Here is an 11,850-nt window from a genome sequence, read left to right as displayed (position 1 = left end):
TCCAGGAAGGGTGCCGCACACGACACGTCACACGGCGCGTGCGGCACCCTCCCGGCCAGACTCAGTGCGCGGCGCCGGCCGCGGCGTCCGCGGCGATGTGCTGGGTGCCGATGCGCTTGCGGAACACCCAGTAGGTCCAGCCCTGGTAGAGCAGGACGACCGGCGTGGCGATGCCGGCGCACCACGTCATGATTTTCAGGGTGTAGGGGGTCGACGAGGCGTTGGTGACCGTCAGGCTCCACTGCTCGTCGAGCGAGGACGGCATCACGTCCGGGAAGAGCGACAGGAACAGCATCGCCACGGCGGCCGCGATCGCGAGGCCCGACAGGGCGAACGACCATCCCTCGCGCCCCGCCTGGTTCGCCACCAGCGCGGCGACCAGCGCGGCCACCGCCACCGCGAGCGCCACGAGGCTGCGGCCGTTGCCCGTGTCGGCCTGCGTCCACAGCAGGAAGACCACCGCGCACGCGGCCGCCGCGAGGCCGACGCGCAGCGCCAGCGCCCTGGCCCGCTCGCGGATGTCACCGACGGTCTTGAGCGCGGTGAACACCGCACCGTGGAAGGTGAACAGCGTCAGGGTCACCAGTCCGCCGAGGAGGGCGTGCGGGTTGAGCAGGTCCCAGACGGTGCCCACGTACTCGAGGTTCCGGTCGATCGGCACGCCCCGCACGATGTTGCCGAAGGCCACACCCCACAGGAACGCGGGAACGAGCGAGCACCAGAAGATGGCGGCCTCCCAGTTGCGCTGCCAGTGCTCCTCGGGCCGCTTGGCCCGGTACTCGAAGGCCACACCCCGCACGATCAGGCAGAGCAGGATGACCAGCAGCGGCAGGTAGAAGCCGGAGAACAGCGTGGCGTACCACTCGGGGAAGGCGGCGAAGGTGGCCCCGCCCGCGGTGAGCAGCCACACCTCGTTGCCGTCCCAGACGGGGCCGATGGTGTTGATCAGCACCCGCCGCTCGGGCCGGTCGCGGGCCAGCAGCCTGGTGAGGACGCCGACCCCGAAGTCGAAGCCCTCCAGGAAGAAGTAGCCGGTCCACAGGACGGCGATCAGGACGAACCAGACGTCGTGCAGTTCCATGACTGTGCAGCTCCCTGGGCCTAGTACGAGAAGGCCATCGGCTTGTCGGCGTCACGGTCGCCGCCGCCGATCTTCGTGGGCGGGTTCAGGTCGGCCTCCGTGAGCTCGGGCGGGCCGGCCTTGACGTACTTCGCGAGCAGCTTCACCTCGACGACGGCGAGGATCGCGTACAGCAGCGTGAAGAGGGTCATCGAGGTCAGGACCTCGCCCTGGGAGACACCGGGGGAGACCGCGTCCCTCGTCTGCAGCACGCCGTAGACGACCCACGGCTGGCGGCCCATCTCGGTGAAGATCCAGCCCCAGGAGTTGGCGATCAGCGGGAAGGCCAGGGTCCAGACCGCGACGCGCCAGAACCAAACGGTGAGCGTCGGGCCGAGCGCCTTGTTCCGGAACAGGACCAGGTGCGGCACCTCCTCCTCACCGACCCGCAGATGCTGTGGCAGCAGGAACCTCTTCCGGGTCAGCCACAGTCCGGCCACACCCAGCGCGAAGGACGCCATGCCGAAGCCGATCATCCAGCGGAAGCCCCAGAAGGTGACGGGGATGTTGGGCCGGTAGTCGCCGGGGCCGTACTTCTGCTGCTCGGCCTTGTTGACGTCGTTGATGCCGGGGACGTGCGAGTGGAAGTTGTCGTCGGCCAGGAAGGACAGCAGGCCGGGGACCTCGATGGCGACGCTGTTGTGGCCCTTGTCCACGTCGCCGTAGGCGAAGATCGAGAACGGCGCGCCGTTCTGCCCGTCCCACAGCGCCTCGGCGGCCGCCATCTTCATCGGCTGCTGCTTGAACATCACCTTGCCGAGGACGTCACCGCTGACGGCGGTGAGCAGGCCGGCGATGACGACCGTGACCAGGCCGAGCCGCAGCGAGGTCTTCATCTCCCGCACGTGCTTCTTGCGGGCCAGGTGGAAGGCGGCGATGCCGACCATGAAGGCGCCGCCGGTCAGGAAGGCCGCGGCCAGGGTGTGGAAGGCCTGGCTGAGCGCGGTGTTCTGGGTCAGCACGGCCCAGAAGTCGGTGAGCTCGGCGCGACCCCTGGCCTGGTTGATGCGGTAGCCGACGGGGTGCTGCATCCACGAGTTGGCCGCGAGGATGAAGTACGCCGACAGCACCGTGCCGATCGACACCATCCATATGCAGGCCAGGTGGACCTTCTTCGGCAGCTTGTCCCAGCCGAAGATCCACAGCCCGATGAACGTCGACTCGAAGAAGAACGCGATCAGTGCCTCGAAGGCCAGCGGGGCACCGAAGACGTCACCGACGAAGCGGGAGTAGTCCGACCAGTTCATGCCGAACTGGAACTCCTGCACGATGCCGGTGACCACACCCATCGCGATGTTGATCAGGAAGAGCTTGCCCCAGAACTTGGTCGCCCTGAGGTACTTCTCCTTCTCCGTGCGCACCCAGGCCGTCTGCAGCCCGGCCGTCAGGGCGGCCAGCGAGATCGTCAGGGGGACGAACAGAAAGTGGTAGACGGTGGTGATGCCGAACTGCCAGCGGGCCAGTGTCTCCGGCGCCAATGCCAGGTCCACTCGTCACTCTCCTTACCTCGCCGCGGTCACAGCGGCCGATTCGCTCCGGACGCAACACCCGTCACGGGGAGCAATCGGAGGCGCTTGTGAACGCGTTCACATTCACAAGCAATTATGACGCATGACCGTTCAAGCACTGCGAGGCGGGGGGTGCCCCCTTCTCCGCCGGCCCTCGACCCGGCCGTGGGTGATCTTGCGACGGCCGCCGGAAGCACACGAGCGGCCGACGGGGACTCGTACGAATCCCGCGTCGGCCGCTCACGAAAGCGCAGTTCACCAGGGGTGCGCGCGGAAGACGCGGGCCAGGCCCGCGCTCCGCGCCCCGCCGTCGTTCAGGCGGCTTCCCTGCGGAAGCCCTCCGCCACCTTCAGGAAGATGTCGTTCCCCTCGTTCTCGCCGACCGTCACCCGCACGCCCTCCCCCGGGAAGGGCCGCACCACGACGCCGGCCTGCTCGCACGCCGCAGCGAAGGCGGCCGCGCGCTCCCCCAGCCGCAGCCACACGAAGTTGGCCTGCGTCTCGGGCACTGTCCAGCCCTGCGCCCGCAGCGCCTCGACCACGCGCGTGCGCTCGCAGACCAGCGAACCGACGCGGCCCAGCAGCTCGTCCTCGGCCCGCAGCGAGGCGATAGCCGCCTCCTGCGCGAGCTGGCTCACCCCGAACGGCACCGCCGTCTTGCGCAGTGCCGCCGCCACCGGCTCGTGGGCGATCGCGAAGCCGACGCGCAGCCCGGCCAGGCCGTAGGCCTTGGAGAAGGTGCGCAGGACACAGACGTTGGGCCGGTCCCGGTAGAGGGTCACGCCGTCGGGCACCTCCGGGTCGCGGATGAACTCGCGGTACGCCTCGTCCAGCACCACCAGCACGTCACGGGGCACTCGGTCGAGGAATCGTTCCAGCTCCGCCCGCCGCACCACGGTCCCGGTCGGGTTGTTGGGGTTGCAGACGAAGATCAGGCGGGTCCGGTCCGTGACGGCGTCCGCCATGGCGTCCAGGTCGTGCACGTCACCCGGGGTCAGCGGCACCTGTACGGAGGTGGCACCGCTGATCTGCGTGATGATCGGGTACGCCTCGAAGGAGCGCCAGGCGTAGACGACCTCGTCACCGGGGCCGCTGGTCGCCTGGATCAGCTGCTGGGCGACACCCACGGACCCGGTGCCGGTCGCCACGTGGGACGCCGGCACCCCGAACCGCTCGGCCAGCTCGTTCGTCAGGGCCGTGCACGCCATGTCCGGGTAGCGGTTGAAGCTGCAGGCGGCCGCGGTGACCGTCTCCAGGACGCCCGGGAGCGGCGGGTAGGGGTTCTCGTTGGAGGACAGCTTGTAGGCCGCCGGGCCGTCGGCCGCGGCGGGCTTGCCCGGCTTGTAGGTGGGGATACCCTCCAGCTCGGCGCGCAGCTTCGGGCTCGTCTCGCTCACCGCAGTCCTCCTTGTGACCACCACCGGCATCAATACTGCTCACCTTATGAGGATTCGGCGCCGCTGCGTATGGGTCGGGAATCATCGACCGGGGAGGAGAGCGCTCGCCCGGCCCGTCCGGCCCGACATCGGGGGCACCGGCGTACGAACACGTACGAATTGGGGGGCGTGTCACACATATATCTACGCGCCGGTGGCTCACGCCGTGGCGCGCATCGCCCATGCAGGTGAGTTGAGACCTCTTCGAGACATCGGGGGGTCAACAGGCCGACACGGGCCGCCACGCCACGTCCTGCCATGGAATCGTTAAACAAGTTTACTTTCCCAGGCAGTTGACCACCGATGATCATGCAGAAACGTGCCTGTCTACGCGTGCATATGCGTCCGCATTACCCCACCGCAGGAGCCCTACTATCGGCTCGCCATGACAGCAGCAGGTAAGCACCAGGTGAGCCGCGCGGGAACCTCACGGCGAGGGAGCCGGCCGGGCCGGGCGGGCATCAGAGACGTGGCCGCCGCCGCCGGGGTCTCCATCACAACCGTCTCCGACGCCCTCAACGGCAAGGGCCGGCTCCCGGACGCCACCCGACGCCATGTCCGCGAGGTCGCCGACCGGCTGGGGTACCGCCCCTCGGCCGCGGCCCGCACTCTCCGCACCGGCAAGTCGGGCCTCATCGGCCTGACCGTGACCACGTACGGGGATGAACCTTTCACCTTCACCGAGTTCGCGTACTTCGCCGAGATGGCCCGTGCCGCCACCTCGGCCGCGCTCGCCCGCGGCTACGCCCTCGTCATCCTGCCGGCGACCTCGCGCCACGACGTGTGGTCGAACGTCGCGCTGGACGGCACGGTCGTCATCGACCCCTCCGACCAGGATCCGGTGGTCAGCGAGCTCGTCCGCCAGGGGTTACCCGTCGTCAGCGACGGACGCCCGGCCGGCGCGCTGCCCGTCACCGCCTGGGTCGACAACGATCACGAGGCCGCCGTCCTGGGCATCCTCGACCACCTCGCCGAGGCCGGCGCCCGCCGGATCGGCCTGCTCACCGGCACCACGACGGACACGTACACCCACCTGTCGACCACCGCCTACCTGAGCTGGTGCGAGCGCGTCGGACAGGACCCGGTGTACGAGGCCTACCCGGCGCACGACCCGTGCGCGGGCGCCGTCGCCGCGGACCGCCTGCTGGCACGCCCCGACCGCCCGGACGCGGTCTACGGACTGTTCGACCCGAACGGCACCGACCTGCTCGCCGCCGCCCGCCGCTACGGCCTGCGCGTCCCCGACGACCTGCTGCTCGTGTGCTGCAGCGAGTCCACCGTGTACGCCAACACCGAGCCGCCCATCACGACGCTCTCCCTGAAGCCGCGCCGCATCGGCACGGCGGTGGTGCAGCTGCTCATCGACGCGATCGAGGGAGTCGATGGGGACGAGCCGGTCGAGCAGGTCATACCGACCGAGCTGATCGTGCGCACGTCGTCCCAGCGACGCCCGCCCCGTACGACGGTCAGCCCGCCACGGGGACCGGAGCGCCGCTAGACGCGGTGCTCGCGGCGCCCCGGCCAGCGTGCCACCGGCGCGACGCCCGTCCGGCACGGTGCGCCGCAGGCGGAGGGCGGCCCCGTACGGTGCACGCCAGGCGCGCCCGGCGACGCGGCGAGGTGCGGTACCCGGGGCGCCTCCCGGCCGCCGTACCGCGGGAGCGCCGCGGACCCGCCGGGAGGGCCGAGCGGAGCCGCGTCCCGTCCCCGGGCGGGCACGGGACGGCCGAAGCCCTGCCAATCGGGGCGAAAGCGGCGGTGAAACAGGAGTCCTGTTCCGATTCACCACCCCTGGGTCGTCACATGGCGCGACGCGCATTCCTATGATGGGCCCACGACACCGCGGGCCGCTGCGACCAGGCAGTCCGAAGCGGTGCAGATGCGGCGCGATGGTGGAGGGGTCGATGACTCAGGGGGCCGGTCAGGGACCCGAGGTGGAGCGGACGGCGACGCTGCGCGACTTCCGGGTACCCGCGTACGTCCACGAGACCGGTCCGTACGCCCACGGCGCCCACCCCGTCCCCACCGTCCCACCGGTCGAGGAGGGCTACCCGGAGGGGTACACGCCCACCGAACGCGACCTGCCCGTCATCAACCGGGAAGACACGCCTCAGGTGACGGCCGACCCGGCCGCCGTCCCGGCGCAGCAGGCCGCCACCGGTCCCGGTCCCCTCTACGTCGTCGGCGACGTGCACGGCTACCTCGACCAGCTGCTCGCCGCCCTGCGGGAGAAGGGGCTCGTCGACTCCGCCGGCCACTGGTGCGCGGGCACCGCGCGGCTGTGGTTCCTCGGCGACTTCACCGACCGCGGCCCGGACGGCATCGGCGTCATCGACCTCGTGATGCGGCTGTCCGCCGAGGCGGCCGCCGCCGGCGGCTACTGCAAGGCCCTCATGGGCAACCACGAGCTGCTCCTGCTCGGCGCCAAGCGCTTCGGCGACACCCCGGTCAACTCCGGCGCGGGCACGGCCACCTTCCAGGCGGCCTGGCTGCTCAACGGCGGCCAGAAGAGCGACATGGACCGCCTCCAGGACCACCACCTGCAGTGGATGGCACGCCTGGACGCCGTCGAGGAGGTCGACGGCTACCTGCTCGTCCACTCCGACACCACCGCCTACCTCGACTACGGCGACTCGATCGAAGCGGTCAACGACACCGTCCGCGAGACGCTCACGCGCAACGACGCGGACGAGGTGTGGGACCTGTTCCGCAAGTTCACCAAGCGCTTCTCCTTCCGCGACGAGGGCGGTGCCGACGCCGTGCGCTCCCTGCTCGATACGTACGGCGGCACCCGTATCGTTCACGGGCACAGCCCCATCCCCTACCTCCTCGGCGAGGTCGGCTCCGAGGACGGCGAGGAGGGCACGGGCCCGGTCGTCGAGGGACCGCACGTGTACGCCGGCGGGCTCGCCATCGCGATGGACGGCGGAGTGACCATGGCCGGGAAACTGCTGGTCCAGCAACTGCCCCTGGACGCCTGACGGTTCACCGGACGCCCGCCGCGTCGCGGGCGTCCGTGCAGGTCGGCACCCAATTTCTGGAAACCCCCTGTCACCGCGAGCCGCCCCCGCTCTACCATCGGCTTATCCGTAGCAGGCTCCCCTCCGTTTCTGCCCGACGGCTCGTCGACGTGCGAGCCCCAAGCCCTACGGAGCATCGGGGGATGCACATGAACAGCGTTCCGCAGCACCTGCTGAGCGAGGACCGCCAGGAGTACGAGCGGGTCCTCGATGAGGCGCTGCGCTCCGCACCGCACCGACCGGAACTGGCCGCCGCCGGACAGCGGCTCACCGTCGCCCAGCTGCGCACCATGGCGCTCAGCGCCACCGCCCTCATCACGGCGGCCGCGGCGAGCGAGTACCAGCACTACGTCGAGGTCCGCGAGGAGCTGCGGAATCCCGCGTCGTCGTCCACTCCGTCCCCGGTCCGCGAGACCGCTCCCGCCGATCCGGGCACGGTGGGGCTCGCCACCACCGCGGGAGAGGTAGCCGAGACGGCCGGCGCGGGAGCGGTCGCCGTCGTCGCCGTCCTCGCGCCCGTTCTCGCCGGCACCGCGGCGGCCATCTTCCTGCTGGTCGGATACGTCCTGAGGATGCTCGACCCCGCTCCGGCGTTCGCCCGGACCATGGTCACCACGGGCTGGGTGTTCGGCGCTCTGACGGCGGCGGCGATCCTCGTCGCCGGCGCCGGGCTGCTGCTCACCGCCCTGCGCAACCGCCCCTCGTTCCAGAGCGCGTCCTACGACGAGCTCGCCGAGGAGGTCGCCCGGGCCAGGGAGGCCTGGCGCGAGGCGCTGCTGGAACGTGGGATCCTGCCGTTCCTGCGCGAGGCTCTCGCCGGTCCCGGCTCCGACGGGGAGCGCCGCGGCGCCCCGGCAGAACCCGGTGGCCGCATACCGCGGCTCGGCTACGACCGTCCCGGCTTCAGCAGTCCCCACGACGGCGTGCCGAGCTCCCGGCCGAGCTTCAGCAGTCCCGATTTCACCAGCCCGGACTTCGGCGGTCCGGAGCACCGGCCGGAGTGACCGGCCCGGCGCCCTCAGCTCCGGCAGGGCCTGCGCCGGACCCCTGCCCCGGCAACGAAGCCGGCCCGTCGTGGTGCCCGTCCACCATGGCGGGCGGGCACCACCGCGGCCGTCGTCAGTCCGCGATCGGCAGGTACACCCGGTTGCCGGAGGCCGCGAACTCCTTCGCCTTCTGGGCCATACCCGCCTCGATCTCCGGCTGGGTGCTGCCGTGCTCGCGCCGGATGTCCTGCGAGATCTTCATCGAGCAGAACTTCGGGCCGCACATCGAGCAGAAGTGGGCCGTCTTGGCCGGCTCCGCCGGCAGCGTCTCGTCGTGGAACTCCCGTGCCGTGTCCGGGTCGAGGGCCAGATTGAACTGGTCCTCCCACCGGAACTCGAAGCGGGCGTCGGACAGCGCGTCGTCCCACTCCTGCGCACCGGCGTGCCCCTTGGCCAGGTCGGCCGCGTGGGCGGCGATCTTGTAGGTGATCACGCCGGTCTTGACGTCGTCACGGTTGGGCAGGCCCAGGTGCTCCTTGGGCGTGACGTAGCAGAGCATCGCCGTACCCCACCAGGCGATCATGGCGGCGCCGATGCCCGAGGTGATGTGGTCGTACGCCGGCGCGATGTCCGTCGTCAGCGGGCCGAGCGTGTAGAACGGAGCCTCCTCGCAGATCTCCTGCTGCAGGTCGATGTTCTCCTTGATCTTGTGCATCGGGACATGTCCCGGTCCCTCGATCATGGTCTGGACGTCGTGCCGCTTCGCGATCCGGTTGAGCTCGCCGAGGGTGCGGAGTTCCGCGAACTGCGCCTCGTCGTTGGCGTCGGCGATCGAACCGGGCCGCAGGCCGTCACCGAGGGAGTAGGTGACGTCGTAGGCGGCGAGGATTTCGCACAGCTCCTCGAAGTTCTCGTAGAGGAACGACTCCTTGTGGTGCGCCAGGCACCACGCGGCCATGATGGATCCGCCGCGCGAGACGATGCCGGTCTTGCGGTGGGCGGTCAGCGGAACGTACGCGAGGCGGACACCCGCGTGGACGGTCATGTAGTCGACGCCCTGTTCGGCCTGCTCGATGACCGTGTCCTTGTAGATCTCCCAGGTCAGTTCCTCAGCCCTGCCGTCGACCTTCTCCAGCGCCTGGTAGAGCGGCACCGTGCCGATGGGGACGGGGGAGTTGCGCAGCACCCACTCGCGAGTGGTGTGGATGTTGCGGCCGGTGGAGAGATCCATGACCGTGTCGGCGCCCCAGCGGGTCGCCCAGGTCATCTTCTCGACCTCCTCCTCGATGGAGGACGTCACCGCCGAGTTGCCTATGTTGGCGTTCACCTTCACCAGGAACCGCTTGCCGATGATCATCGGCTCGGTCTCGGGGTGGTTCACGTTGGCGGGGAGCACCGCGCGACCCGCCGCGATCTCCTCGCGTACGACCTCCGGGCTCACGTTCTCCCGGATGGCCACGTACTCCATCTCCGGCGTGATCTCCCCCCGGCGTGCGTACGCCAGTTGCGTCACCGCCCCGCCACCGCGGCCGCGGCGCGGCTGGCGGGGCCGCCCCGGGAAGATCGCGTCGAGGTTGCGCAGGCCGCCTCGCGGCGAGGTGTGCTTGATTCCGTCGTCCTCGGGCCGGACGGGGCGGCCCGCGTACTCCTCGGTGTCGCCGCGGGCGATGATCCAGTTCTCCCGCAGCGGCGGCAGTCCCCGGCGGACGTCGGTGTCGACGAGTGGATCGGTGTACGGGCCGGATGTGTCGTACAGGATGACGGACTGCCCGTTGGTCAGGTGCACCTGACGGACCGGCACCCGCAGGTCGGAGCGCGAGCCCTCGACGTACGTCTTGTGCCAGCCGACGGACCTGCTGGTCTCCCCGTCGCTGGAGATCTGCGTGGAGGCAGGCGTGCGTGCGTCCTTGTTGGTCATGAGACCTACTCCCTACGCCGGCATTACCCGGTAACAGGTTCGGCGGTCGACGCAGCGGTTCCCGTCTGCCGGTGCTTCGTGTGAAACATCGCTGGTTCCACGTGAAACATCGCGAAGACGGAGGTCAGCGCCCTCTCAGCCCGGTGCTCCGAGCTCCCGCGTGTGCAAAGGTGCCACCACGCTAGCGCCACTTCGGGCGCGGTGAACAGAGGACCCCGTCGTTCTTGCGATGATCGGGCGGTGACCTCGACACAGCAGTTCCCCTTTCCCCCGCCCGGGCCACGGCGCGGACACGGGCCGGCAGGCGGCTCGGGTGCGGATGGCGGCAACGGTCCCGCGGGCGGCCCCGGCCCGGACACGCACGGGTACGGACCCGGTGACGGCCGGAGCCACGGGCAGAGCGACGGCCGGAGCACCGGGCAGGGCGACGTGCGCCTCCAGGAGCTCGGCCACGGCCCCGGTCATGGGCCCGGTGACGGCCGGCAGCACCCGCCCGGGCATGAACCCGGGCACGGGCACGGGCACGGGCACAGTCACAGTCATGGCCCCGCCGCCCCCGTGTCGCAGCACCTCCGCAAGGTGATAGCGGCGATCCTCATCCCGTTCGCCGCTGCGGTGCTCGTCGGGCTCGGGGTGCTCTGGCCCGGCGGCGCCCCGGCGCACGAACGCAGCGGCGTCGGCTTCGACCGGCAGACCCAGCAGGCCACGGTCACCACGGTGATCGAGGTGAGCTGCAAGTCGGTGCACGCCTCCGGGGGCCCGCCCAGCGGTGCGGACCCCGCCGACGCGGGCTCGGCCGCGCAACAGCAGGACTCCGCCACCTGCAGGAAGGCGACGATCCGGGTCGACACGGGGCGCGACAAAGGCCGTACGTTCACCGAGATCGTGCAGCCGGACCAGTCGCGGCAGCTGAGCAAGGGGCAGAAGGTCGTGGTCGCCTACGAACCCTCCGCGCCCAGGGATCTGCAGTACTCGGTCACCGACGTCGACCGGGGCTTCCCCATGGCGCTGCTGGCCGGCGTCTTCGCACTCGCGGTGGTGATCGTCGGGCGGATGCGCGGCGTCATGGCGCTGGTGGCGCTGGCCATCAGTTTCCTGGTGCTGAACTTCTTCGTCCTGCCCGCGATCCTGCAGGGCTCCAACCCGCTGGTCGTGGCGGTGGTGGGTTCGAGCGCCATCATGCTGATCGCCCTCTACCTGTGTCACGGCCCGTCCGCCCGCACCTCCGTCGCAGTGCTCGGCACCCTCATCTCGCTGCTGCTGATCGGCGTCCTGGGCTCGCTGTTCATCGGCTGGGCGGCGCTGACCGGCAACACCGACGACAACACCGGCCTGATCCACGGCCTGTTCCCGTCGATCGACATGAGCGGTCTGCTGCTCGCCGGTGTCATCATCGGCTCACTGGGCGTGCTCGACGACGTGACGGTGACGCAGACCTCGGCGGTCTGGGAGCTCCACGAGGCCAATCCCGCCATGGGCTGGCGCGCGCTGTACCGGGCCGGCATCCGGATCGGGCGGGACCACATCGCGTCCGTGGTCAACACCCTCGTCCTCGCGTACGCCGGTGCCGCGCTGCCGTTGCTGCTGCTCTTCTCGATCGCGCAGAGCAGTGTCGGCACGGTCGCCAACAGCGAAGTGGTCGCCGAGGAGATCGTGCGCACCCTGGTGGGTTCCATCGGCCTGGTCGCCTCGGTCCCGGTCACCACCGCGCTCGCCGCCCTGATGGTCTCCGCGGACCGACCGGGGCCCGAGTCGCGGGCGACCGCGGGCGCGCAGCCGGTTCCGGCGCGCGGCGGTAAGGGCCGGCGCCGCAAGCACTGAAGGGGCTGGACGAACTGCATGGGCCGGCCCGGGGGCCGGGT

The 11,850-nt window shown here is 70.5% G+C and carries 8 protein-coding genes and 1 riboswitch; of the genes, 4 read left to right on the top strand and 4 right to left on the bottom strand.

What is annotated here, in order from left to right; translation table 11 throughout:
* Nucleotides 1-61 precede the first annotated feature (61 nt).
* The 3 genes from cydB to hisC all read right to left on the bottom strand — a co-directional run bounded on the left by cydB (nt 62) and on the right by hisC (nt 4,025).
* Nucleotides 62-1,081 (bottom strand): cytochrome d ubiquinol oxidase subunit II, encoded by a 1,020-nt coding sequence (gene cydB, locus ABZ920_RS11335; RefSeq protein ID WP_361501776.1) that lies wholly within the window; start codon nt 1,079-1,081, stop codon nt 62-64.
* 20 nt (nt 1,082-1,101) lie between these two features.
* Nucleotides 1,102-2,610 carry a cytochrome ubiquinol oxidase subunit I gene (locus ABZ920_RS11330; RefSeq protein ID WP_361501773.1) on the bottom strand — a complete coding sequence of 503 codons (1,509 nt, stop codon included), beginning with the start codon at nt 2,608-2,610 and terminating at the stop codon, nt 1,102-1,104.
* Nucleotides 2,611-2,942: 332 nt separating this feature from the next.
* Nucleotides 2,943-4,025 carry a histidinol-phosphate transaminase gene (gene hisC, locus ABZ920_RS11325; protein ID WP_361501771.1) on the bottom strand — a complete coding sequence of 361 codons (1,083 nt, stop codon included), beginning with the start codon at nt 4,023-4,025 and terminating at the stop codon, nt 2,943-2,945.
* 424 nt (nt 4,026-4,449) lie between these two features.
* Here hisC and ABZ920_RS11320 point away from each other — a divergent pair, with 424 nt between their 5' ends.
* The 3 genes from ABZ920_RS11320 to ABZ920_RS11310 all read left to right on the top strand — a co-directional run bounded on the left by ABZ920_RS11320 (nt 4,450) and on the right by ABZ920_RS11310 (nt 8,088).
* Nucleotides 4,450-5,562, top strand: coding sequence for a LacI family DNA-binding transcriptional regulator (locus ABZ920_RS11320; protein WP_361501769.1), 1,113 nt, complete (start codon nt 4,450-4,452; stop codon nt 5,560-5,562).
* A gap of 391 nt (nt 5,563-5,953) precedes the next feature.
* Nucleotides 5,954-7,045 (top strand): metallophosphoesterase, encoded by a 1,092-nt coding sequence (locus tag ABZ920_RS11315; protein ID WP_361501767.1) that lies wholly within the window; start codon nt 5,954-5,956, stop codon nt 7,043-7,045.
* Between the two features lie 182 nt (nt 7,046-7,227).
* A complete protein-coding gene (locus ABZ920_RS11310) occupies nt 7,228-8,088 on the top strand; it encodes a hypothetical protein (RefSeq protein ID WP_361501765.1) in 861 nt (286 codons plus the stop codon).
* 115 nt (nt 8,089-8,203) lie between these two features.
* On the opposite strand, the gene thiC is transcribed toward ABZ920_RS11310, so the two are convergent.
* Nucleotides 8,204-9,988: a phosphomethylpyrimidine synthase ThiC gene (gene thiC, locus ABZ920_RS11305; RefSeq protein ID WP_361501763.1), complete on the bottom strand. Its 1,785-nt coding sequence runs from the start codon at nt 9,986-9,988 to the stop codon at nt 8,204-8,206.
* A riboswitch (TPP riboswitch) is annotated at nt 9,981-10,158 on the bottom strand. It overlaps the preceding gene by 8 nt.
* 70 nt (nt 10,159-10,228) lie before the next feature.
* On the opposite strand from thiC, the gene ABZ920_RS11300 reads away from it, so the two are divergent.
* Nucleotides 10,229-11,809, top strand: coding sequence for a YibE/F family protein (locus tag ABZ920_RS11300; RefSeq protein WP_361501761.1), 1,581 nt, complete (start codon nt 10,229-10,231; stop codon nt 11,807-11,809).
* Nucleotides 11,810-11,850 lie beyond the last annotated feature (41 nt).

The organism is Streptomyces sp. NPDC046831 (assembly GCF_040645305.1).
GTDB lineage: Bacteria > Actinomycetota > Actinomycetes > Streptomycetales > Streptomycetaceae > Streptomyces.
This window is presented reverse-complemented; position numbering and strand designations above follow the sequence as displayed.

What these genes read in the sequence shown, in the direction of transcription:
- cydB (WP_361501776.1), bottom strand. Translation starts at nt 1,081, where the DNA reads ATGGAACTGCACGACGTCTGGTTCGTCCTGATCGCCGTCCTGTGGACC.
- ABZ920_RS11320 (WP_361501769.1), top strand. Translation starts at nt 4,450, where the DNA reads ATGACAGCAGCAGGTAAGCACCAGGTGAGCCGCGCGGGAACCTCACGG.
- ABZ920_RS11315 (WP_361501767.1), top strand. Translation starts at nt 5,954, where the DNA reads ATGGTGGAGGGGTCGATGACTCAGGGGGCCGGTCAGGGACCCGAGGTG.
- ABZ920_RS11310 (WP_361501765.1), top strand. Translation starts at nt 7,228, where the DNA reads ATGCACATGAACAGCGTTCCGCAGCACCTGCTGAGCGAGGACCGCCAG.
- thiC (WP_361501763.1), bottom strand. Translation starts at nt 9,988, where the DNA reads ATGACCAACAAGGACGCACGCACGCCTGCCTCCACGCAGATCTCCAGC.